This window comes from Arthrobacter sunyaminii (assembly GCF_018866305.1).
Lineage (GTDB): Bacteria > Actinomycetota > Actinomycetes > Actinomycetales > Micrococcaceae > Arthrobacter_B > Arthrobacter_B sunyaminii.
On record NZ_CP076456.1, the window covers coordinates 2,222,980 to 2,247,129 of the forward strand.

Genomic DNA, 24,150 nt, shown 5'->3' on the forward strand with positions numbered 1-24,150 from the left:
GTCATGACCGTAACTCTCAAACGCCCCGCGCCCGCGGCGCCGCCGACCAGGGCCGTGTCCCCGTTCAGGCACCGCCTCAGCGCCTGGGACCTGAAATTCTCCCCCTACCTGTACATCTCACCCTTCTTCCTGCTCTTTGCGCTGGTGGGCCTCTTCCCGCTGGTTTACACGTTCTGGGTGTCGCTGCATGACTGGCACCTGCTCAAGGGCCAGGGCGAGTTCGTTGGGCTGGCAAACTTCACCAACGTCCTCCAGGACAGGTTCTTCTGGAATTCGCTGGGGAACACGATGAGCATCTTCCTGCTTTCCGCTATTCCGCAGCTCATCGGTGCCCTGTTCATTGCGGCGGTGCTTGACCAGAACCTGCGGGCCAAGACGTTCTGGCGCATGAGCATCCTCCTCCCCTACGTTGTTACCCCCGTGGCCGTCGCGGTGATTTTCACCAACATGTTCGGCGAGGACCCGGGCCTGATCAACAATCTGCTGGGCAACTTCGGCATTGACCCGATTATGTGGCGAACCGATACCCTCCCGAGCCACATCGCGATCGCCACCATGGTCAACTGGCGGTGGACCGGCTACAACGCGCTGATTCTCCTGGCAGCCATGCAGGCTGTTCCCCGCGATATCTATGAGTCGGCCGCGATTGACGGAGCCGGTGCCTTCAGGCGCTTCTTCAGCATTACGCTGCCGAGCATCCGGCCCACCATGATTTTTGTCATCATTACGTCCACCATTGGCGGCCTGCAGATCTTCGCGGAACCGCGGCTCTTTGATCCGACCGATCCGGGCGGTCCGCAGCGCATCTTCCAAACCACCGTGCTCTACCTCTGGGAGATGGGCTTCCAGCGGAACAACTTCGGCAAAGCATCCGCGATTGCCTGGCTGCTCTTTCTGATCATCGTGATCATCGGACTCATCAACTTTTCCATCTCAAAGAAGATTGCGTCCGCTGATGCCAAGAAGCCCCGCAACCGGGCCCAGTGCCGCGCCGAAGGGAAACGCAAATGAGCCTCCTCGAAAAGGGCACCGCCCGGACAGGCACCCCGGTTTCCAGCCGGCGTGCCCGGCGTCCGCTCCGCCAGCGCATTTTCGGCAACGGACTGAAGCCCGGCTATCTGACCTACGGACTGCTTCTGGCGTTCTTCCTGGGTTCCGCCTATCCGCTGTGGTGGTCTGTCGTCGTCGGCAGCCGAACCAATGAAGCCCTCGGACTGGACTGGCCCCCGCTGCTGCCGGGCGGTAACTTCTGGAACAACGTCTCAGAGGTCTTTGACACCATCCCGTTTTGGACGGCGCTCTGGAACAGCATCCTGATCTCCACGATCATCACCGTCTCGGTGGTGACGTTCTCCACGCTGGCCGGCTATGCCTTCGCCAAGCTGCGGTTCCGCGGAAACACCGTCCTCATGGTGGCGGTGGTGGCCACCATGGCCATCCCCACCCAGTTGGGCATTATTCCGCTGTTCATGGTGATGCGCACCCTCGGCTGGACCGGTGAAATCGGTGCGGTGATTATCCCCAGCCTCGTCACTGCCTTCGGCGTGTTCTTCATGCGCCAGTACCTGGTGGACGTGATCCCTGACGAACTGATCGAATCGGCACGCATGGACGGCGCCAACATGATCAGGACCTTCTGGCATGTCGCACTGCCGGCAGCCAAGCCGGCCATGGCCATCCTGAGCCTGTTCACGTTCATGATGGCCTGGACCGACTTCCTCTGGCCGCTGCTGGTTCTCAACGCCGGCAATCCGACGCTCCAGACCGCCCTAAGCCAGCTGTCGTCAGCCCGCTACGTGGACTACTCGGTGGTGCTGACCGGCGCGGTCCTGGCGACCATACCCCTGCTGGTCCTTTTTGTGGCCGCGGGCAAACAACTTATTTCCGGAATCATGCAAGGAGCAGTGAAGGGCTAATGACCAACACAACACCCTCGGGGAACAACTGGCCGGACGGCTTCATCTGGGGATCAGCCACAGCTGCAGCCCAGATTGAAGGCGCTGCCTGGACGGACGGCAAGGAAGACTCAGTTTGGGACGCCTTTGCCCGCACGCCGGGAAACACCTTGAACGGAGACACCCCCGAGACGGCCGTTGACCACTACCACCGCATGCCAGCAGACGTTGCCCTGATGAAGGATCTTGGACTGGACTCCTACCGGTTCTCCACCAGCTGGGCCCGGGTACGCCCCGGCGGCCGAAGCACCAATGCCCGGGGTCTGGACTTCTATTCCCGCCTGGTGGATGAGCTCCTGGAGGCCGGCATCCTCCCCTGGCTCACCCTCTACCACTGGGACCTGCCGCAGGAACTGGAGGAGGCAGGCGGCTGGGCCAACCGCGACACGGCCCACCGCTTCCTGGAGTACGCGGATGATGTCTATTCGGCCCTGGGCGACCGGGTGCAGCACTGGACCACCTTCAATGAGCCGTTCTGCTCTTCGCTGCTGGGTTACGGCTCCGGCGTGCATGCACCCGGGAGGCAGGAGCCCCGGGCAGCCGTCGCTGCGGTGCATCACCAGCATCTTGCCCACGGACTCGCCGTCACGCATCTGCGTGACCGGGGTGCGCAGCAGCTGGGCATCACCCTCAACCTGAGCAATGCCATCCCCAGGGACGCCTCCGATCCCGTGGACCTCGAAGCCGCCCGGCTCTTCGACTCCCTGCAAAACCGCATTTTCCTGGACCCGATCCTGCGCGGCGCCTACCCGGAGGACTCCCTGCGGGACCTTGAACCGTTTGGGCTGCATGACGTGATTTTTCCGGGTGACATGGAGGTCATCGGCGCTCCCATCGATTTCCTGGGCGTCAACCACTACCACGATGACCTGATCAGCGGCCATCCGGACACCACGGGAGGCGACGGCCATTCAGGCGGCTCCGGCCGCCAGCCGGCATCACCGTGGATCGGTGCCGAACACATCACCTTCCCGAGCCGCGGGCTGCCCCGCACCGCGATGGACTGGGAGGTCAACCCCGACGGGCTCCGCAAGCTGCTGGTCCGCCTGGGCAAGGAATACCCAACGCTGCCGCCGCTGTACGTCACCGAAAACGGCGCGGCTTACGACGACGCCGTTCTTGCGGACGGAAGTGTGCCCGATGAAGAACGCACGCAGTACATCCTGGACCACATTGCCGCCGTCGGCCGGGCCGTTGAGGCAGGGGCGGATGTCCGGGGCTACTTTGTCTGGTCCCTGCTGGACAACTTCGAATGGTCCTGGGGCTACAGCAAGCGTTTTGGGATTGTGCGGGTGGACTATGACACCCAGGCCCGCACCGTCAAGGACAGCGGCCGCGCCTACAGCCGGCACATTGCAGCCGCGCGCTCCGGGTCCCGCGCCACGCGGTCCGTGGCGCCTGTGGTCTAAGCCGACCTAAGATGGACAAACCGCCGCGGACAAACCCCTGCAGAGGGAGAACACATCTGGAGAAGACCATTGAGTGCTGAATCCGGCCAGGCCACACCTGCTCCCACCCTGGAAATGGTGGCGGCCCTGGCCGGTGTCTCCAGGGCCACGGTGTCCCGTGTGGTCAACGGCGCCCCGTCGGTTGACCCGCAACTGGCCAGTTCCGTTGAAAAGGCAGTGCGCACGCTCAATTACGTGCCCAACCGTGCGGCAAGGACCCTTGCCAGCCGCCGCACCTACACGGTGACCCTGCTCGTTCCGGAGTCTACGTCCAAGGTTTTCGCCGATCCGTTCTTCGCAACGGTCGTGGAGGGTGTGGCCCGGTATCTGAACACCACCGACTACATGCTCAACATGGTCACGTCCTCGGAAGCAAACCCGGAAAAGACCCGGCGCTATCTTATGGGCGGGAACGTGGACGGCGTCCTGGTGGTGTCCCACCACACCGGCGACCATTCCTGGGCACACCTGAACGGGTCACTGCCGCTGGTGTTTGCAGGGCGGCCGCTGATCAACGCCAAGGACAGCTACTTCGTGGAGGTGGACAACGAGGAAGGGGCCGCTGCCGCCACTGCACGGCTGGTGGAAAGCGGACGGCGCCACATTGCCACCATCGCGGGGCCGCAGGACATGCCTCCCGGTGTGGACCGGCTGGCGGGATGGCGGACCACTGTGCAACAAGCAGGACTGGATGACGCGCTGGTGGAGACCGGTGATTTCACCGTCACTTCCGGGGCGGCCGCCATGCGGCGGCTGCTGGGCCGCGAAAAGCCGCTGGACGCGCTCTTCGCAGCCAATGACCAGATGGCAGCCGGTGCATACTCCGTCATCAAGGAACGCGGGCTCCGCATTCCGGAAGACATCGCCGTTGTCGGTTTCGACGACGACTATTACGCCACGAGCCTCAGCCCGGCCCTGACCACCATCCATCATCCAATCGCGGCACTCGGGGAGAAAATGGCCGAGCTCCTGGTGGAACTGATTGAAGGTCGGGCTGCTGAACGCATCCACCGCCTGCCCACGTCCCTGGTTGTCCGAGAATCCGCGTAGGAGCTGATCCTTTGTCCTTTCCCACCGCCACTCCTGTCACTGCGGGCCGGCGCATTGTCCGTCCCCCCTGCGCGCAGGAGGGGGCTGCCTCTCCCCTGGCCTCCACCGGCGCCCCGCTGAAATGGGCGGTGGTAGCCACGGGCAGCATTGCCGGTAAGGTTACCGCCGACCTATCCCTGCTTGAGGATTCAGTCCTGTATGCGGTGAGTTCGCGCAGCGGGCACCGCGCAGCCGAGTTCGCGGACCGGTTCGGCTTTCACACCTCGTACTCCGACGCCGACGGCGGCCCCTCCGGTTTTGAACAGATGTTCGCCGACCCGGCGGTCGACGTCGTTTACATTGCCACTCCGCACGCCCAGCATTATGAGGTTGCCAGGAGCGCCCTCGAACACGGCAAGCACGTACTGTGCGAGAAGCCGCTCACTGTCAACGCCGCTGAAGCAGCAGAGCTGATCACGATCGCCCGGGACCGGAATCTGTTCCTCATGGAAGCACTCTGGACGCGGTTCCTGCCCAGTGCAAACCGAGCCTGGGACATCCTGGCCTCCGGCGAGCTCGGAGCGCCGTCCTGGGTGCAGGCCGACCTGGGCTTCCCTGCGCCGGCGGATCCGGCCGCCAGGATATGGGACCCCGCAGCCGGCGGCGGAGCACTGCTGGATCTGTCCGTCTACACCCTCACCTGGGCTCTGGGAGCGCTGGGCTGGCCTGATGGCGTTGAGGCGTCCGGGATCCTCAACGAGCACGGCGTGGACATCCAGAACGCCCTGACGCTGCGTTACGACGACGGCCGCCACGCCCAGCTCACGTCCTCGCTGGCGGCCTCGGGCCCGGGCAGTGCCACCATCGCCTGCAGCGGCGGATGGCTGAGGACGGGCGGCGGAGACCTCTATAACCCGAGCGAGCTGCACGTGAGCGGACCCGCCGGTGTGCGGGTGGAGTCATTTGAACGCGTGGGCACCGGCTATACGTATCAGCTGCGTGAGGTCACCCGCTGCATCCAGCAGGGCCTGACCGAGAGCCCCACCATGCCCCTTGCGGACACCCTGCGGACCATGGAACTGCTCGACGGCGTGCGGGCCCAGCTGGGCCTGAGCTACGCCAACGACGCACGGCAGTAGTTCCTGAACGCAAAAGCAGGCCCCCACCGAAGTGGGGGCCTGCTTTTTTTGAGCTATTTCAACCGGTTAGTTCAACCGAGGGAAATTAGTTGCCCGTGAGCTTCTCGCGCAGAGCGGCAAGTGCTTCGTCGGAAGCCAGCGTGCCGGCGCCCGTCTCAGCAACAGCCGGCTCGGAGGAGTAGCTCGTGGTGCCGGATTCGGAAGTCTCCGAAGCAGCTGCGATGTCCTCGGAAGCGTGCTGTGCAACCTGCTTCTTGTGGGCTTCCCAGCGAGCCTGGGCGTCAGCGTACTGCTGCTCCCAAGCGGCACGCTGGGTCTCGTAGCCTTCGAGCCATTCGTTGGACTCGGGGTCGAAGCCCTCCGGGTACTTGTAGTTGCCGGCTTCGTCGTACTCTGCGGCCATGCCGTACAGAGCCGGGTCGAACTCGGTGCCTTCGGGGTCTACGCCCTCGTTGGCCTGCTTCAGCGACAGGCTGATGCGGCGACGCTCGAGGTCGATGTCGATGACCTTGACGAACAGTTCGTCTCCAACGGAAACAACCTGCTCGGCCAGCTCTACGTGGCGGACTGCCAGCTCGGAGATGTGGACCAGGCCTTCGATGCCGTCTTCGACGCGAACGAACGCACCGAACGGAACCAGCTTGGTGACCTTACCCGGCACAACCTGGCCCAGGGCGTGGGTGCGGGCGAAGGTCTGCCACGGATCTTCCTGCGTAGCCTTCAGCGACAGGGAGACACGCTCGCGGTCGAGGTCAACTTCCAGAACCTCAACGGTGACTTCCTGGCCAACTTCAACGACCTCGGAGGGGTGGTCGATGTGCTTCCAGGACAGCTCGGAAACGTGGACGAGACCGTCTACGCCGCCCAGGTCCACGAATGCACCGAAGTTGACGATGGAGGAAACAACGCCCGGACGAACCTGGCCCTTTTCCAGCTTGTTGAGGAACGTGGAGCGAACCTCGGACTGCGTCTGCTCGAGCCAGGCACGGCGGGACAGAACAACGTTGTTGCGGTTCTTGTCCAGTTCGATGATCTTGGCTTCGATCTGCTGGCCGATGTACGGAGCCAGGTCGCGGACACGACGCATCTCGACGAGGGAGGCCGGCAGGAAGCCGCGCAGGCCGATGTCCAGGATGAGGCCACCCTTGACAACCTCGATGACGGTACCGGTAACGACGCCGTCTTCTTCCTTGACCTTCTCGATGTCGCCCCAGGCGCGCTCGTACTGTGCGCGCTTCTTGGAGAGAATCAGGCGGCCTTCTTTGTCTTCCTTGGTGAGAACCAAAGCTTCGACCTGATCGCCAACAGAGACAACGTCTCCGGGATCAACGTCGTGCTTGATGGAGAGCTCACGGGAAGGGATGACACCCTCGGTCTTGTAACCGATGTCGAGCAGGACCTCGTCGCGGTCAACCTTGACGACGGTACCTTCGACGAGATCGCCGTCGTTGAAGTACTTGATCGTTGCGTCAATGGCGGCGAGGAAGTCCTCGGCAGTACCGATGTCGTTGATGGCGACCTGCGGGGTACCGGACTTCTCGGTGGTGGTGATGGTCATGTAGTTGGGACTCCGATGTGGAAGTTGTTTTGTATTCCGGATGCGCTCCCACCGAACTCAGAGCAGCCGTTCAGGCCTGCCTCAAGACAGTGCTTGTTTGTCCGGAGATGGACAGAATTGGTAATTACTGCGCAATTACGCGCCAGATCAGTCTAGCCGCAGCCTGCAACTCAGGTCAAAGCACCGGGACCACTTTAAAGGAAGTAGTCGGATTCCGGGTCAGAAATGGGTGCTGCAGTAGGGTGCCGGACCAGCGGTGAAAAGTGCATCAAGGACTTCCAACGCTGCTTGGCTGCCCCGTATTCCGCCCGCTGCCGCCAGCGTGGGGGCGCTGACACCGCCCAGATACAGCGATCCCAGAGCTGCAACGTCAATCTCGGCAGCCACGGTTCCCTCCTGCATAGTTCCCTCGTGCACGGTTCCATCCTGTATCGCGCCGGCTTCAACCGGCCTGGCACGCCCGCTGCCGCCCTCGACGTCCAGCTGCCACACGCCGTCGGCCATCCCCAGCGGATCCCGGACCGTGAGGACCACGGAGCCCGCCCCTGTGTAGTGCCGGGATTCAAGGGCTGCCCTGGTGTCCAGGATGCGCAGCCACAGGACGTCATCCACGCTGGTGACGGAGTACCGGCGACGGTCCGCCAGCATCCAGGGCAGCGGATCGGCGACGGGTGCCGCATCAAAGGTCAGCCGGTCCACCAGGTCCATGGAGCCAAGATAGCGCCAGAGTTCACGGTAGGCGTCGTCGCTTGCCGCCACCAGATCAGTGACCTTTACTGTGTGCGGCTCGGTCCGCCAGCCCAGGGACTTGTAGGCGGCGTAGCCGTCCGGGACGCCGTTGGCGTTGTAATGAAGAACACCGCGCAAAGCCTTGTCCGGCTCGAAGCTTTCTTCGCTCCAGGCGGCGGAAGCACGCATCCAGTAGCGGTGCTGGCGCCCCATGGCACCGTTCGTCCGTTCCAAGTGGGCACGGTAGATGTCCGGAGCCAGGAACCGCAGCTTGGCACTGTCCGCCACAGCAATGCTGCCCGTGGTGCCAGAGGTGAAGCCCAGGCCGCCGCGGGTATCCAGCCTGATCTCCGCCGTGGAGGTGGCAGCTCCGAACCCGAAGCGGCCGTAGATGGTCGCCTCAGAGGCCGTAAGCCCGGCCAGCGCCAGCCCCGCTTCCTTTGCCCGCTGCAGATCGCTGGTGATCATGCTGCGGAGGATTCCGCGGCGGCGGTGCGTCGGCCGCACCGTCACGGCCGTGACCAGATGCGCCGGCAGCAGCCGCCCGCCGCCCACGTTCAGGGAATTGACCATGGTGGCGTAGGTAGCCACCGGTACGGCCGGGTCCAAGGCGGAGTCCGGGGCCGTGTCGTCATAGACGGCGGTCAGGATGCGGCCGTCCCGCTGACAGGCGTCCACCTCTGCGGGGAGGTGCTTGGGATCGCCCCGTTGTTCATGGAACCCCAGGTTGACCGCCTCGAGCCAGTTGGCGGTTCGCGCGTCGTCGTTCTCCGGTGCAAAGGAAGTTGTCCGCAACCCGCTGCTCAACCCACTGGCCACTGCCGCATCCTGCATTATGTTCCCCCAGTTGAGTTCGCCAGTTGAGTTCGCGCTTGGTGCGCTTTAGTGGCCCGCCTCGTGCCAGCTGACGCCGACGCCCACGGAGACGTCCAACGGAACGGACAGATCCGCTGCCGAGCCCATCTGCTCCCGGACCAGCTTCTCCACGGCGTCCCGTTCCCCGGGGGCCACTTCGAGCACCAGTTCATCATGGACCTGCAGCAGCATGCGGGACTTCAGGCCCTGGGCCTTCAGCTCCGTGTCGACTCCGAGCATGGCTTTCTTGATGATGTCCGCAGCAGAGCCCTGGATGGGTGCGTTCAGGGCGGCGCGTTCCGCCATTTCGCGCAGCTGCCGGTTGTCACTGGAGAGGTCCGGCAGATAGCGGCGGCGGCCCTCAATGGTGGAGGTGAAGCCGTCCTTGCGGGCCTGCTCGACGACGCCGCGCAGGTAGTCGCGCACCGCCCCGAACCGGCTGAAGTAGTCACGCATCAGGGTGCGGGCTTCATCCACCGGAATGGCGAGCTGCTTGGACAGGCCGAAGGAGCTCAGGCCGTAGACCAGGCCATAGGACATGGCCTTGACCTTGGACCGCATGGCGCTGGTGACTTCCTCCGGCGGAACCCCGAAGATGTGCGAGCCGACAAAACGGTGCAGGTCCTCCCCCGCCTGGAACGCTGCGATCAGCCCTTCGTCACCGGACAGATGCGCCATGATGCGCATTTCCACCTGGGAGTAATCGGCAGTGAGGAGGGTTTCATACCCTTCGCCCACGGTGAAGACTTCCCGAATCCGGCGGCCTTCTTCGGACCGGATGGGAATGTTCTGCAGGTTCGGGTTGGTGGAGGACAGCCGTCCGGTGGCGGCCGCAGTTTGGACATACGTGGTGTGCACGCGTCCGTCGTCGGACACGGCCTTCCGCAGGCCCTCGACGGTCTGGCGCAGCTTAGTGGCGTCGCGGTAGGCCATCAGGTTGGCCAGGAACGGATGTCCGCCGGTCTTGATGATCAGATCGGAGAGGGCATCAGCATCGGTGGAATAGCCGGTCTTGATCTTTTTGGTCTTGGGCAGTCCGAGTTCATCGAAGAGCACCATCTGCAGCTGCTTGGGCGAACCGAGGTTGATTTCCTTGCCGATGATGCTGAACGCTTCGCTGCTGGCCTGCGCGATGGTGGCGCTGAAATCGTCCAGCAGCCGGTCCAGTTTTTCGGTGGACACTGCGATGCCGGCCAGCTCCATTTCGGCCAGCACCTCGGACAGCGGCAGTTCCAGTCCGCCCAGGAGCTGGTTGGCGCCGCGGTCCACCAGCTGTCCCGCAAAGTGCTCGCTCAGCTGCAGCGCCGCAAAGGCCTGCATAACGGCCGGCGACGCAACGTCTTCTTCCTCAAGCTGCAGCTGGAGCTGGTTGGTTCCGGGAGCGGACGGAGTCAGGGACATCCGCAGGTGGTGCTGGCTCAGGTCCGCCAGGTCATAGCTGCGGCGGTCCGGCTGGATCAGGTAACCGGAAATGGCGGTGTCGTCCACCTCTCCGGCCAGATGCAGTCCGCGCGCGGCCAGTGCCTTGTAGCTCTCCTTGAAATCGTGGACCACCTTGGGCGCATCCAGATCCGCCAGCCAGCCGGCAAGCACCTGCTCAGTGTCGGCGTCGATCTCCGTTAGCGGGATATAAGCGGCCGCATTGGCGGTAACCAAAGCCAGTCCGATGACGTCGCGCCCTGCCGCCGCACCCTCGGTGACCAGCTGCACGGCGGTCTTGGCCTGGTTGGTGGAGTCGATCCATGCCTTCAGTGCGGGAGCATCCGTGATCACCACATGCTCCGGAGGCAGCAGTTCGTTCCCGGCGGAGGTGGTTTCCTCCTCGCCGTAAACGTCGAAGAGGCGCTTGCGGAGCGCATTGAACTGCAGGGCATCAAAAAGGTCTTCGATGGCTTCGCGGTCGGGGCGCTGGGCCGCCATGGCGTCCAGGTCCACCGGCAGGTCCAGATCCCGCAGCAGGCGGTTCAGGCGGCGGTTGCGCTTGACGTCCTCAATGTTGGCGCGGAGGGAGTCCCCCACTTTGCCCTTGATGCTGTCCAGGTTTTCGAGAATGCCCTCGAGTCCGCCGTACTGCTTGATCCACTTGGCAGCGGTCTTGGGGCCCACCCCGGGCACGCCGGGAAGGTTGTCGGCGGATTCCCCCACCAGGGCAGCGAGGTCCGAATATTTATCCGGCGGGACCAGGTACTTTGCCTCGACTGCGGCAGCGTCCATGCGCGGCAGGTCGGAGACACCCTTCTTGGGATAGAAAACGGTGACGCGGTCATCCACAAGCTGGAAGGCGTCGCGGTCTCCGGACACCACCATGACGTCCCAGTTCCGGGCCGAGGCCTTTTCCGCCAGCGTGGCCAGGATGTCGTCTGCCTCGTAGCCGTCCATGGAAAGGGTGGGGATGCGCATGGCTTCCATGACCTTGATGATCAGGTCTATCTGGCCGTGGAACTCCTCAGGAGTCTTGTTGCGTCCACCTTTGTATTCCGTGTACTCCTCGGAACGGAAGGTGGGGGTGTCGAGGTCGAAGGCCACCGCCACGTGGGTGGGCTTCTCCTCCTTGATGAGGTTGATGAGCATGGAGGTGAACCCGTACACCGCGTTGGTGTGCTGACCGGTGTCAGTGGAGAAGTTTTCCGCCGGCAGGGCGTAGAAGGCGCGGAAGGCCATCGAATGGCCGTCGATCACCAACAGCCTGCTGTGTCCCCCGGCAGAAACGGTTCCGAGCGTTTCCTGGACGGCCGCGTCACTAGATGCGGGGGTCTGTTCAAGAACGGTTTCAGCAGGGGTTTCGGCTTGGATATCGGCCAGTTTGGTAGATTCACTCACAGGTGTAAGCCTAGTTGGCATGAGCGACATTTTCACGCCGGGCGCCGGCGCACCGGCCGAGCCAGCCAACGAGTACACCGATCAGTTGAACGAGGCGGGAGTCCCGCCTGAAATGCACAGCTGGCTGAGTGCCAACGGAGTCGGGCCCCTGGTCGTGAAGATGGGTATCCGTTTTTCGGAAATGAGTGCTGAGCGGCTGGTGGCCACCATGCCCGTGGCCGGCAACGAGCAGGTGGCCGGGATTCTGCACGGCGGCGCCCATCTGGTGCTGGCCGAGACTCTGGGTTCTTTCGGTGCAGCGCTGCACGCGGGCCCCGGGCGGCAGGCCCTCGGTATCGAAATCGGTGCCACCCATCACCGCGCCATCGCGTCGGGCACCGTTACGGGGACGGCAACCGCCATTCATCTGGGTGGCACCCTGGTGACGCATGAAGTGGTCATGACCGACGAAGAGGGCCGCCGCCTGAGCACTGCGCGCATCACGAACATGATCCGCGACGCCCGCTGAGACGCCCCCGCCGCTCGGTCACGCCACCCGAACTCCGGGAGAAGCAGGCGCTGCTGATCTGTAGCGGTGACCCGTGGGCGTGACGGTTTCAACGGTATGGGCGGCACCGAGCTCACCGTTCGATACCGAGCAGGCCCAACCCGGCGCCTCTTTGGCGTGATTGCAGGCCTCGCACAATCCCTGCACATTGTTGGCGGTGGTTGTGCCGCCAACATGCCAGGGTTTGATGTGGTCGAAGTGCCGGATGGGCGCCCCGCACCACGGCATCCGGCAGTTTTGGTCCCGTGCGGCTATGAAGCGCGCCAGTCCTGCCGGAACCAGCCGCGCCTTCGAATCCATGTCGACCAGCCGGCCGGTGGACGGAGCCGTAAACAGCCGCCGCAGCCACACCTCCGTTGCCGTGTTGCCGGAACTGCCGGAGTTGCGGGAACCGTCGTTGCTGACCGATGCTTCGAGCTTCCCCCGGACCAGATCACGGGCAAACTGTGCCGGGATTACCCCATACCCGGGAAGGACAGCAGGCTCGGCAACACCGGCCAGCAGCGTCTGATCCGTCATGACCAGCTGTACCTCCACGCGCACATCACCTGCCTTGGACCGCCCGGTGATGCGCTCCACCAGCGTGTCAGCCATGATTTGGCCGCGGCCCCGCGAATCCCCCGCCGCCCGCAGCCGGTCCGCCTCCCGTGCAAGCGTGGCGAAGACCTCCACCCCATGGGCGACAGGCAGCAGTCCGGTCAGATAGGTCATGGTGTCCGGAGCCGGACGGCAGGACACAAAACGCTCTGACTCGGCCTTGGCAGCCCGGTTCACCACTGACGCCGGATCCATCCCGTAGGCAAGGCCCTTAATCCGCGCGATCAGCTGTCTGTCCCCCAGCGCTTCGAGTTCTGCCGGATTCCCCGCCAGCATGTCATCGATCCGTTGCCGGTCCGCAAGTGTGAGACATGCGGTTTCCCTGGCAAGGATCGTTGCCCGCCATTCGCTGATGAATCCCCCGGACAGGGCCTGCAGGGTTTTCGGCATTTCCTTGGTCAGGATGCGGGCCAAACCAAGCAGCTGGGTTCCCCGGTGCGGTGATTCCCGTCGGGCGAAGCCAATTTGAGCCCCGATGCCTTTACCCAACTGCTCCTTTTGAACTCCGGCGTCCGCTTGACTGCGGCGTACCGCAGAGTCGACGAGGGCAGCGGCCCGCGCCTGGGCGGCCGACGCTGCAGCTTTGAGTTCTTCCAACGCGCGGATCTGGTCAATCAACTCCGGCCCCGCAGGGCATGCCGGGCCGTCCGCTTCTGCCGGCCCTGCTGCAACTTTGGCCAGCTCTTCCATCCAGATACGGATAGACGCATCCTGAGCTACAACCCGTGGTTTATCGAACATACGTACTATTTTATTGGTCCACGACGACGATAAACAGGGATAATCGCTTACAGAGTTACTGGTGATCTACTCGAATTAAGGGAAAGCCCCGGTCTTGCGCGCGTAGTGCAGCCACGCCGCCTCACCAGACTCACCAAGACTCATCTACCGGCGCAGATCATATCGCCGCTGCAGCACTGCACTCCCCAAGGAACGCTCCTTCACACCGGCAGGATCAATACCTTCCACCACGTGCGCCAGCTCGCGGCCGCTGCCCGGGGAAATGGGCAAAACGGTGACCACCAGTTCATCCACCAGCCCGGAATCCAGAAACTGCCCCGCCAGGTTTCCACCCCCGGTCAACACCACGTCCCTCTGGCCGGCGTCGTGCAGGATGTCCGGATGGAATTCAGCAACATCGCCGCGCACAAAAGTAATATCCGCCCCGGAAATCCCCGGAAACTCGTGATGGGTAAAGACCCACACGGGAATGCTCCCGAACGGCCAGGACCCGGGATCCGCCACGAAAGAGCGGTAGGTTTCAGCTCCCATCGCTACCGCACCGGCAGCGGCGAGGAATTCTGCGACGTGCGCCTCCGCCTCCGGGGCACCCGCATGCTCCGGGGCACCCGCAAACGTCCGGAGCCATTCCCCCGGGCCCGGCGCCTGCGCGATGAATCCATCCTGCGACGCTGCAACATAGTAGATAGTTCCGGCCATGCCGCCCATGCTAGCCGCGCGGCTCCGCAAGCACAGGCCCCGGCGCGGTCCTCCGCCTCGGCCCAGCTGAATCCCGCAGAATCGAGCTGAGGAATACCTCACCCTGCCCGCCGGTTGGGACCTACTGGAGAGCAGCGCGAACCACCAGCGCCGGGACCTGCCACTGGGCAACTGCGGCGCGATCTACAGAAAGACTTTTTTGTGAACCTTTTTTCACCGTTGACCCTCGGCGGCATTGAACTGCCCAACCGCCTGATCATGGCGCCGCTGACACGGACGCGCAGCGGCCGCGACGGCGTACCCACAGCCCTGATGGCCGAGCACTACAGCCAGCGTGCTTCCCTGGGCCTGATCGTCAGCGAGGGAACCTATCCCTCGTTCGCAGGACAGGGCTTCACGGGTCAGCCCGGCCTGGTGACGGATGAGCAGATTGCCGGCTGGAAGAACGTTACGGATGCCGTCCACGCTGCCGGAGGGCGCATTGTTGCCCAGGTCATGCATGCCGGCCGGGTGACCCACCCGGGAACCAACGGCGGCCGCGAGGTGGTGGCTCCCAGCGCCATCGCGATTGACGGCGTCACCCGCACCTACGACGGCAAGCAGCCCTTCCCTGTGCCCCATGCCCTTACCGAGGCCGAACTGCCGGGTGTCATCGACGAATTCGTTGCCGGTTCGGCGGCGGCCATGAAGGCAGGGTTCGACGGCGTCGAACTGCACGGCGCCAATGGTTACCTGCTCCATGAATTCCTGTCTGCGGAGTCCAACCAGCGCACCGACAGCTACGGCGGAACTCCGGAGAACCGCGCACGCTTTGTCATTGAGGTCTATCGGGCGGTGGCTGAAGCCATCGGCGCTGACCGCACCGGCATTCGGATTTCTCCGGAGCACAACGTCCAGGGTGCACTGGAAACCAACCCGGCAGAGGTCCTGGCAACGTACACCGCCCTGGTGGAGGGCATTGCACCCCTGAAACCGGCGTTCCTGAGCATCCTGCACCAGGACCCCTCGGACATCATGGTTCAGGCACTGCGCCGCAGCTTCGGCGGCCCGGTCCTCCTGAACTCGGGCTTTGGCGTCATCACGACCCGGGAAGAAGCCATTGGCATGATGGAGGACGACCTGTGCGACGGCGTGGTGGTGGGCCGGCCCGCAATCGCGAACCCGGACCTGGTGCGCCGCTGGCAGGAAGACCTGCCTCTGAACACCCCTGACCCGCGCACCTTCTACACTGACGGCGCTGCCGGCTACACGGACTATCCCGCCTACGCTGACGCCGTCTAAGGTCCGGGGGCAGCTGTAGGGGCACCGGAAACAAGCACGGAAAAGCCCGGCGACGACGGCCACCTCAGTGGCCGCCGTCGCCGGGCTTTAGTGTTTTCCGGTTAGCGCTAGGCGGCAGCCCTCCCGCTAGAAGTGCAGAGCCGGGACAATCAGGTAAACGCCGAACAGCACAGCCGCCCCGCACAGTGCAAAGCACGCGTACGCGCCGGCCTTGACCAGCACGAGCCTGCCCTGGGCTGCGGGGCTGGGCCGGGCATCGGATGAGATTGCATAAAGGCGTACGCCGGTTGAATACAGCCCGACGACGAGGAGTGTCGCCACAAGGGTGACCAGGGCCACCACAAGGTAGGCAAGCCAGTCGATGCTCATTTGGAGTGTTCCTTATCCATGGGTCGGGCGGATGCTTCCGGTGCCCCGGGGGAAACCGAGCTCCCGGAGCGGGACTTGCCCTTCTTGATGCGCACAGCACCGCCGGCATTGTCGATGTTGCTCACGGCATTGTCATGGCCCACCCGGTTGCGGCGGGACCAGAGGAAGATGAACAGGATGATGGCCAGGCCCAGGATGCCGTCAATGGTTACGCCGATCATTCCCGTACCGGCCACCGCTGCAGCCCCAGCTCCCATGACAGCAGCGGCCGGGAGGGTGAGCAGCCAGCCGCCGGCAATCCTGCGCGCCGTACCCCAGCGGACCTCGGCACCCTTGCGTCCAAGGCCGGATCCAATCACCGAACCCGAGGCGACCTGTGTGGTGGACAGGGCCATGCCCAGATGAGTCGACGCCAGGATCGCTGCCGCCGTGCTGGTCTCGGCCGCAAATCCCTGAGCCGGTTTGACGTCCGTCAGGCCGGTGCCCATGGTGCGGATGATCCGCCAGCCGCCGGCATAGGTGCCTGCGGCGATGGCGAAGGCACAGGCTGCAACCACCCACAGCACCGGGCCGGTTCCAACGGTCTGGAAACCGCCGGAGATCAGTACCAGCGTGATCACGCCCATGGTCTTCTGAGCATCGTTGGTGCCGTGCGCCAGGGCCACGAGAGAGGAGGAGAAGATCTGTGCGTAGCGGAAACCGCCGCGCTTGCGGGGCAGCTTGTCGCCGGAATCCGGATCATGCCGGCGCGTGATGGAGTAAGCCAGCTTGGTGGCCAAATACGCTACGGACAGCGCAATTGCCGGTGCGATGAACGCCGGCAGGATGACCTTGGACATCAGCACGGAATAGTCCACGGCGCCAAAACCCGCACCCACAACCGCCGCGCCGATCAGACCGCCGAAGAGAGCGTGGGAGGAGCTGGAAGGAAGACCCAGCAGCCACGTGATCAGGTTCCAGATCACAGCGCCAAGCAGACCGGCGAAGATCATGACCGGGGTGATTTGGATGCCGCCGTCGCCTTCGCGGATGATGCCGCCGGAAATGGTCTTGGCTACCTCTGTAGACAGGAAAGCCCCCACGAGGTTCAGCACCGCCGCCAGGGCTACGGCGGTCTTTGGCTTGATTGCGCCGGTGGCAATGGGGGTTGCCATTGCGTTGGCTGTGTCGTGAAAGCCGTTGGTGAAGTCGAAAAATAATGCGAGCGCAATCACCAGCGCCACCATGAGGGTGAGGTCCACCAGGTACCCTAACTGAAAAATAAGAAGGAAATAGAAGTCCGTCAAAACATTCGCGGCCGCATCCGGGGCCTTCGATACTGCAGACCGCGGCGGCAGCATATCTCCGGTGTGCGCCGAAACGCTCCTGATGTGCGGGCGCACTGTCCCCGAGGGGACCAGCACCCAGAATATGCCAGATAGATCCTATGCTCTGAACCAACCAGGGACACAAAAGCCGGGGTGTGTGTTTGGTCTCGAACAGGTGTGCCCAGACCGGCAGGCACCCCTGGACACGCCCCTAGATCCGCAGCCCTGTAGTGGGCGGCGCTGTGCCGAGTTCCACGTCAATCAGGGTGTTGGGCGCCGGGAGGATGACCCGGCGCGTGTGGGAGGTGGCACCGTCCGGCTCCACGACGGTCAGGATGTACGTTCCGGGACGGGGAAGCGGCAGCTCGTAGTTGCCGGCGTTGTCTGAGTGCACGGCAACTGTTTCTCCCTCCGACGGCCGTACAAGGACCACCAGGGCCCCGTCCACCGGACGGTTGTCGTGGGTGATCTTTCCGGTAAGGGTTAGCCGTGCCTTGAACCGGATGTCATGGCTGTGCGGAACTCCGGGAAAGGTGAGGGTCTCTGAAACGGGCCGCCACTGGTGCTGGGTCGCGATGAGGAGGTACTGGCCGTCTCCCGGGAGCACGACGGCGTAGCGCCCGCGGTCGTCCGCCCGGTCCCAGTCCACCTGCTGGCCCCGGCGGTCCGTGGCCAGGACCACGCCGCCGGGAACCGGGGTCCGGCCGTCGTCGGCCAACAGAGTTCCGGTAACCATAATCTCCTGCTTGGCGTCCACCGGGGGCGGCTGGACCTGGCCGGGCTCCGCATGCAGCGCCGGGTGTGTTGCCTCCCGGCGCACGGAGCGGGGAATGAAGCAGGAGATGCCCGTGGCCAGCAGCGCGGCACACCCGGCCATCGCGAAGATTGCCCGGAAAGCGTCCACCCCCGGAAAGACGGTGCCGTCCACTCTGATCGTGATGGAAACAAGAATGGTGGCAACGGCAGCACTGCAGGTTGAGGTACCCACCGACCTCAGCAGAGTATTCACGCCGTTGGCTGCTGCGGTGTCAGTGAGCGGAACGTTGCTCATGATGAGAGTTGGCATGGCTGCCATGGCTACGGCGGTTCCGACGGAAATGATCACGGCGCCGATAATGATGCCCGTGACGGTGTGGACAAGTACCACCCGTGACATGTAGCCCGCCGCCATGACGGCACAGCCCAGGACCATGGTGGATTTCGCACCGAAGGTATTGGTGACAAAGGCGGACAGCGGCGCAGCCGCCACCATGGCCAGGCCGGCGGGGATCATGGTGAGCCCGGCCACCAGCACGCTCAGCCCGAAACCGAATCCGCTCTCCTTGGACAGCTGCAGCTGCTGGGTTGTGACCAGCATGTTGGCATACATGGAGAATCCCACCAGGACGGTCGCCGCGTTCGTCAGCAGCACCGGACGCCGCGCCGATGTCCGCAAATCCACCAGCGGCTGCCCCTTGCGCAGCTCCAGGGGAAACCAGAACGCCAGGAGCACTGCGGCGGCAGCAAACAATCCGAGGATTGCGTCACTGGTCCAGCCCCAGACACCGCCCTTGCTGATCGCCAGCAGCAGCGCCGTCATGGCGCCCGAGAGCAGCAGTGCACCCTCATAGTCAAAGCGGCCGGGCGTGCGGACCCGGGACTCCGGTACAAAAACCACGACGGCGGCAAAGATGACCACCGCGATGAGGCCCACGACCCAAAAGGTCGCCTGCCAGCCCAGGTTTTCGTAGATGAATCCTGACAAGGGCAGTCCCAGGGCGCTGCCGATGCCGAAACTGGCACTCATGAGGGACACGGCCCCGGCAATTTTTTGCTGTGGCAGCGCGTCGCGCAGGATGCTGATTCCCACCGGGATCACCGCTCCGGCAAAGCCCTGGAGAGCACGTCCCACCAGTGCCCAGAAAAATGTTCCGCCGACGGATGCGGTGAAGGCGCCAACGACCATCATGGCCATGGCGATCAGCAGCATCCTTTTTTTGCCGAACATGTCGGCCAGTTTCGAAACGATGGGTGTCGCCACTGCGGCCGTGAGAAGGGTGACAGTCACGAGCCAGGACACGTCGTCGCTGGTCACACCGAAGATTCGCGGGTACTCCGGAAGCAGCGGCACCACCGCCGTCTTCTCCAGGGACACGGCGATTCCGCCGCATCCCAGGGTGGCGATGACCACCCAGTCCGGAAATTTCCGCCTGCTGCCCCCGTTGCCGGTGCCGGTCCGCTCCGATGGCGCGTTGCTCATCGGAGTGCTGCTAGCCGCGGGAGATGGGCACCTTGGTGGATGAAGACCCAACCTCAGGCACCGGCACCCGAACCTCCAGGACGCCGTCGTTGTAGGACGCAGTGACGTTGTCCTGGCTGGATCCGGCGGGCAGGGGAATGTCGCGCGTGAAGGAGCCGTAACGGAATTCGCTGCGGTAACCGTTCTTGTCCTTGTGTTCGGACTCTTCGCGGCGCTCGCCCTTGATGTGCAGCACACCGTCACTGACGGAAACGTCCAAGTCCTTGTCCGGGTCGATGTTGGGCAGTTCGGCCTTCACCACCATGCTGGAACCGTCCCGGTATTCCTCCACGGGAAACGCCGGCACCTCCCAGTCGCCCTCGAAGAATTTGCGCACTGGTTCGGGCAGTTCAAACCGGTCACGCCGCGCTAGTCCAGCCATGGGAAATCTCCTTGCAGCTCTGATGATGCGAGATAAAGCTCGGTCTGTGGAACACGCTGTGCGGTTCACACGCTACGCGCGGCACGCTCGCCCGCTCAACCATCCGAGGCCGTCCGGGCGTCTGAAGCACCGGAACAACATCTGTTTGCTCCGTCCCGGCGGCGGGGACCCCGTGGGGGCTGGTGTGGCCATTTTGCCGCACGTAGTGTTTTTGATGCGCGCCCCTTGAGATATTCCTGGCTGCCGTTCACTGCGGCCCGGTGCCGGTCTCGGCATCGCCGATGAAAGGTCACAACCCATGGCACAAAAACGGGACAAAAACACCCTGTCGGTTAATCCGCTCTTCGCCCGTCCGGGTGAAGACACCATTGCACTGAAAACCAAGCTGGCCGACGGACAGATGATGCCGGAAACGGCATATCAAATTGTTCATGACGAAACCATGCTGGACGGAAACGCCCGGCTGAATCTGGCTACGTTCGTAAGCACCTGGATGGACGACCACGCCAACAGGCTGTACGCCGAGACATACGACAAAAACATGATTGACAAGGACGAGTATCCGCAGACCGCCCAGATTGAGCAGAACTGCTGGAAGATTCTTGCCGACCTGTGGCACTCGCCGGACCCCGAAGGAACCATCGGCACCTCCACTGTGGGTTCCTCGGAGGCCTGCATGCTGGGCGGACTCGCGCTCAAGCGGCTGTGGCAGAGCGCCCGCAGGGCGGACGGGAAGCCAACGGACAAACCCAACCTGGTCATGAGTTCTGCAGTCCAGGTCTGCTGGGAGAAGTTCTGCAACTATTTCGACGTCGAGGCCCGGCTGGTGCCCATCAGCGAAGAGCACAAGTGCCTGGACGGCTTCGAACTGGAAAAGTACGTCGATGAAAACACCATTGGTGTGGTTGCCATCATGGGCGTCACCTACACCGGCATGTATGAACCGGTAAAGCAGATCGCCGCGAAGCTCGACGATATCCAGGCCTCGACGGGACTGGACATCAACATTCATGTGGACGCAGCATCAGGCGGAATGATCGCCCCGTTCATCCAGCAGGATCTTGAGTGGGACTTCAAGATCGACCGGGTCCACTCCATCAGCACCTCGGGCCATAAGTACGGGCTTGTGTACCCGGGACTCGGCTGGGTGGTGTGGCGCGAACGCCAGTGGCTGCCCGAGGACCTGATCTTCTATGTGAGCTATCTGGGCGGAGACATGCCCACGTTCGCCCTGAACTTTTCGCGGCCCGGAGCCCAGGTCGTCCTGCAGTTCTATTTGTTCCTGCGGCTGGGGCGCGAGGGGTACGCCAAGATCCAGCAGGCCTGCCAGGACGTTGCGGTCTATCTGTCCTCCGGCATCAGTGAAATGGGACCGTTTGAGTTGTGGAACGACGGCACGGACATCCCGGTGTTTGCCTGGCGGCTCAAAGAGGGCCACACGGACAAGTGGACCCTGTATGACCTGGCCGAACGGCTGCGAACCAGAGGGTGGCTGGTGCCGGCTTATCCCATGCCCAGCAACCTGGAGAAGCTGACAGTAGAGCGGATCGTCGTCCGCAACGGCCTCAGCATGGATCTGGCGGACAGTCTCCTGGAAGACATCCGGAAGGAAACCGAGTACCTCGATCGGCTTGAATCGCCGATGCCGCAGGAGTCAGCACAGCCTGGCTTCCATCACTAGCCTCGGGAGGTGAGTGCAATGAGTGATCCCACTGCATCGAGCGGTTCATCAGCGGCGGGTTCGGGCGCATCCGGCCCCAAGACACCTACGCCGACTCAGACATCGAAAAAATCCAAGCAGGCCGCGACCATTACCATTGGCGCCCTGGCCGTCATGAACATCGTGGCGGTGGTCAGCCTCCGGGGCCTGCCCTCGGAGGCGGAATACGGACTGAGCTCCATCTTCTACTACGTGCTCGCTGCCGTGGTGTTCCTGATTCCGGTATCCCTGGTGGCCGCAGAGCTGGCAACAGGTTGGCCGGAGACCGGCGGTGTCTTCCGCTGGGTCGGTGAGGCCTTCGGGCCGCGCTGGGCCTTCCTGGCCATGTTCATGCTGTTCATCGAAGTCACCATCTGGTTCCCCACCGTGTTGACCTTTGGTGCGGTGTCACTGGCTTATACCGGGGAGAACCAGAACATAGACGCGCAGCTGGCAGGCAACAAAGTCTTTGTCCTGGCCGTGGTGCTGGTGGTGTACTGGCTCGCGACGTTCATTGCCTTCCGCGGAGCAGCGGCCTTCTCCAAGGTCAGCCAGTGGGGCGGGATCGTCGGCACCATCATTCCGGCGATCATCCTCATCGTTCTTGGATTTTCCTATTACTTCGCGGGCAACACCCCGCAGATCCAGATGGGCTGGGGAGAGCTCATCCCTGATTTCTCCAACTTCTCCAACGTGGTGTTGGCGGCGAGCATCTTCCTGTTCTATGCGGGCATGGAGATGAACGCCATCCACGTAAAGGAAGTCAAGAATCCAACCCGCGATTATCCGATTGCTGTGCTCATTGCGGCGGCTGGAACGGTCATCATCTTTGTCCTGGGCACGCTCGCCATTGCGTTTGTGGTTCCCCAGGCGGATATCAACCTGACCCAAAGCCTGCTCACGTCCTACAACGACATGTTCGAGTGGGCCGGAATTGGATGGGCGGGCCCGATTGTCGCAGTCATGCTTCTGATCGGTGTACTGGCCGGCGTGGTCACGTGGGTGGCTGGCCCCTCAACGGGCTTGCTCACCGTCGCAAGGGCAGGTTACCTGCCCCGCTTCTGGCAGCACACCAACAAGCACGGCATGGGTACCCACATCCTGTTCTTCCAGGCCTTCGCTGTTACCGGACTGGGCTTCATCTACGTTGTTCTTCCGTCAGTGCAGGCCGCGTATCAGATCCTGAGCCAGCTCACGGTGATTCTTTATCTGATCATGTACCTGCTGATGTTCGCCGGCGCCATTTACCTGAGGTTCAGCCAGCCGAACCGGCCGCGCCCCTACCGGGTTCCGGGCGGGAACGTTGGCATGTGGCTTATTGGCGGTCTCGGATTCCTGGGGTCCCTGGTGGCCTTTATCTTCAGCTTCATTCCCCCGGACCAGATTTCCGTCGGATCGCCCGCTGTGTACGTGGGCATCCTGGTGGGAGGGGCGGCGGTGTTCGTGATCCTGCCGCTGGTGATTTACGCTCTGCGCAAGCCGCACTGGCGGGATCCTGAGAGCAACTTCGAGCCGTTCACGTGGCAAATCGAACACACCCACCCCGGCACGGTGTCCAAGTCCTCCGTTCCGACTTCGGTGCTTGTCGAACAGGCGCTCGCGGGCACATCGGCGTCATCCGGTTCGGACGCCGCAGCCGGACCGGCAACCGGAACAGCAGCGGGTGACTCCGCGGCTCAGCCGGGCGGGACCGGCGGCACCGGCAAACCACCGATTAGGCCCCGGCCCGGGCCCGCCGTAGGAGGGAGCGCAGCCCTATGATGCCGGACAAATCAGCTATCACCCGGGCCGTTCAAACGGCGTACTCGGACCATGCCAAGGACACCGGCGGTGCCAACGCCAGTTACATTCCATATTTGGCGTCCGTGGACCCGTCCCTGTTCGGCGTGTGCGTGGTGACGGCCGACGGCGACGTGTTCGAAGCCGGTGACACCGGATTCGAATTTGCCCTGGAATCCATTTCCAAGGTGTTTTCCATGACCCTGGCGATGCAGGACGTGGGGCTGCGGGAATTCCATGACAAAGTGGGTGCCGATCCCACCGGCGAGCCGTTCAACTCGGTGATGGCTGTGGCGATGCACGACAACAAGCCGGTTTCGCCGCTGGTGAATGCGGGGGCCATGTCCACCGTGTCACTGATCCCGGCAGAGTCCCCGGATGATCGGTGGGAGAAAATCCTGGACATGCAGAGTGCTTTTGCCGGCCGGAAAATCAAGCTCAGTGACGCCGTCAATGACTCCGAGCAGTCCACCAACTTCCACAACCGCGCCATTGCGTGGCTGCTGTACTCAGGCGGAACGATGTACTCGGATCCAATGGAAGCGTGCGAGGTGTACACCCGGCAGTGCTCCACGTTGGTGACGACCAGGGATTTGGCGGCAATGGGGGCCACCGTGGCTGCCAGGGGGCGAAACCCGGTCACGGGAAAGCAGGTGTTCGATGCGTCCCTGGTGCCGCCGATCCTGGCGGAAATGACCATGGAGGGAATGTACACGTCCTCAGGGGACTGGGCCTACAAGGTGGGCCTTCCGAGTAAGAGCGGCGTGGGCGGGGGAATCCTTGCCGTCATGCCGGGAACCCTGGCAATAGCTGCCTTCTCTCCCCCGCTGGATCCGGTGGGCAACAGTGTCCGGGGGCAGAAAGCCGTGGCGCAGGTGGCTGCGGCCCTGAACCTGAACATTTACAACTCGACGGACTACGCCGAGCAATAAGGCGAC

19 protein-coding genes are annotated in these 24,150 nt (G+C 63.4%); 10 read left to right on the top strand and 9 right to left on the bottom strand.

What is annotated here, in order from left to right; genetic code table 11:
• Positions 1-3: 3 nt before the first annotated feature.
• The 5 genes from KG104_RS09930 (at position 4) to KG104_RS09950 (ending at position 5,571) form a co-directional block, all read left to right on the top strand.
• Positions 4-1,011: a carbohydrate ABC transporter permease gene (locus tag KG104_RS09930; protein WP_207346917.1), complete on the top strand. Its 1,008-nt coding sequence runs from the start codon at positions 4-6 to the stop codon at positions 1,009-1,011.
• A complete protein-coding gene (locus tag KG104_RS09935) occupies positions 1,008-1,916 on the top strand; it encodes a carbohydrate ABC transporter permease (RefSeq protein ID WP_104054167.1) in 909 nt (302 codons plus the stop codon). The genes KG104_RS09930 and KG104_RS09935 overlap by 4 nt, the downstream gene beginning before the upstream one ends.
• The gene (locus tag KG104_RS09940) at positions 1,916-3,364 is read left to right on the top strand and encodes a GH1 family beta-glucosidase (RefSeq protein ID WP_207346918.1); all 1,449 of its coding nucleotides are present in this window, start codon (positions 1,916-1,918) and stop codon (positions 3,362-3,364) included. Before KG104_RS09935 ends, KG104_RS09940 begins: the two co-directional genes overlap by 1 nt.
• A 114-nt stretch (positions 3,365-3,478) precedes the next feature.
• Positions 3,479-4,453: a LacI family DNA-binding transcriptional regulator gene (locus tag KG104_RS09945; protein WP_104054813.1), complete on the top strand. Its 975-nt coding sequence runs from the start codon at positions 3,479-3,481 to the stop codon at positions 4,451-4,453.
• A gap of 11 nt (positions 4,454-4,464) precedes the next feature.
• Positions 4,465-5,571, top strand: a complete 1,107-nt coding sequence (locus tag KG104_RS09950; protein ID WP_372434112.1) for a Gfo/Idh/MocA family protein — start codon at positions 4,465-4,467, stop codon at positions 5,569-5,571.
• An 85-nt stretch (positions 5,572-5,656) separates the two neighbouring features.
• Here the strand turns inward: KG104_RS09950 and rpsA are convergent, their stop codons facing one another.
• The 3 genes from rpsA to polA form a co-directional block, all read right to left on the bottom strand.
• Positions 5,657-7,129, bottom strand: a complete 1,473-nt coding sequence (gene rpsA, locus KG104_RS09955; RefSeq protein WP_104054165.1) for a 30S ribosomal protein S1 — start codon at positions 7,127-7,129, stop codon at positions 5,657-5,659.
• 219 nt (positions 7,130-7,348) lie between these two features.
• Positions 7,349-8,677 (bottom strand): GNAT family N-acetyltransferase, encoded by a 1,329-nt coding sequence (locus KG104_RS09960; RefSeq protein WP_207346919.1) that lies wholly within the window; start codon positions 8,675-8,677, stop codon positions 7,349-7,351.
• A gap of 63 nt (positions 8,678-8,740) precedes the next feature.
• Entirely contained in the window at positions 8,741-11,533 is a 2,793-nt protein-coding gene (gene polA / locus KG104_RS09965; protein ID WP_420481767.1) for a DNA polymerase I, read from the bottom strand.
• Positions 11,534-11,552: 19 nt separating this feature from the next.
• On the opposite strand from polA, the gene KG104_RS09970 reads away from it, so the two are divergent.
• Entirely contained in the window at positions 11,553-12,041 is a 489-nt protein-coding gene (locus tag KG104_RS09970; protein WP_207346921.1) for a hotdog fold thioesterase, read from the top strand.
• A gap of 18 nt (positions 12,042-12,059) precedes the next feature.
• Here KG104_RS09970 and KG104_RS18095 read toward each other — a convergent pair whose 3' ends face one another.
• Positions 12,060-13,418 (bottom strand): HNH endonuclease, encoded by a 1,359-nt coding sequence (locus KG104_RS18095; protein WP_237686881.1) that lies wholly within the window; start codon positions 13,416-13,418, stop codon positions 12,060-12,062.
• 144 nt (positions 13,419-13,562) lie between these two features.
• A complete protein-coding gene (locus KG104_RS09980) occupies positions 13,563-14,117 on the bottom strand; it encodes a dihydrofolate reductase family protein (protein ID WP_207346922.1) in 555 nt (184 codons plus the stop codon).
• Between the two features lie 201 nt (positions 14,118-14,318).
• On the opposite strand from KG104_RS09980, the gene KG104_RS09985 reads away from it, so the two are divergent.
• Positions 14,319-15,398, top strand: a complete 1,080-nt coding sequence (locus KG104_RS09985) for an alkene reductase (RefSeq protein WP_207346923.1) — start codon at positions 14,319-14,321, stop codon at positions 15,396-15,398.
• A 126-nt stretch (positions 15,399-15,524) separates the two neighbouring features.
• Here the strand turns inward: KG104_RS09985 and KG104_RS09990 are convergent, their stop codons facing one another.
• From KG104_RS09990 to KG104_RS10005, 4 genes are all read right to left on the bottom strand, one after another.
• The gene (locus tag KG104_RS09990) at positions 15,525-15,767 is read right to left on the bottom strand and encodes a hypothetical protein (protein ID WP_181032289.1); all 243 of its coding nucleotides are present in this window, start codon (positions 15,765-15,767) and stop codon (positions 15,525-15,527) included.
• Positions 15,764-17,008, bottom strand: a complete 1,245-nt coding sequence (locus KG104_RS09995) for an inorganic phosphate transporter (RefSeq protein ID WP_273545191.1) — start codon at positions 17,006-17,008, stop codon at positions 15,764-15,766. The genes KG104_RS09990 and KG104_RS09995 overlap by 4 nt, the downstream gene beginning before the upstream one ends.
• Before the next feature lie 277 nt (positions 17,009-17,285).
• Positions 17,286-19,313: an MFS transporter gene (locus KG104_RS10000; protein ID WP_207346924.1), complete on the bottom strand. Its 2,028-nt coding sequence runs from the start codon at positions 19,311-19,313 to the stop codon at positions 17,286-17,288.
• 10 nt (positions 19,314-19,323) lie between these two features.
• Positions 19,324-19,734, bottom strand: a complete 411-nt coding sequence (locus tag KG104_RS10005) for an Hsp20/alpha crystallin family protein (RefSeq protein WP_104054157.1) — start codon at positions 19,732-19,734, stop codon at positions 19,324-19,326.
• 298 nt (positions 19,735-20,032) lie between these two features.
• On the opposite strand from KG104_RS10005, the gene gad reads away from it, so the two are divergent.
• The 3 genes from gad to glsA are packed head-to-tail and all read left to right on the top strand — an operon-like array spanning position 20,033 to position 24,144.
• Entirely contained in the window at positions 20,033-21,415 is a 1,383-nt protein-coding gene (gad, locus tag KG104_RS10010) for a glutamate decarboxylase (RefSeq protein WP_104054156.1), read from the top strand.
• An 18-nt stretch (positions 21,416-21,433) separates the two neighbouring features.
• A complete protein-coding gene (gene gadC, locus KG104_RS10015) occupies positions 21,434-23,194 on the top strand; it encodes a glutamine/gamma-aminobutyrate antiporter GadC (protein WP_104054155.1) in 1,761 nt (586 codons plus the stop codon).
• The gene (glsA, locus tag KG104_RS10020) at positions 23,191-24,144 is read left to right on the top strand and encodes a glutaminase A (RefSeq protein ID WP_207346925.1); all 954 of its coding nucleotides are present in this window, start codon (positions 23,191-23,193) and stop codon (positions 24,142-24,144) included. The genes gadC and glsA overlap by 4 nt, the downstream gene beginning before the upstream one ends.
• Positions 24,145-24,150: the final 6 nt, after the last annotated feature.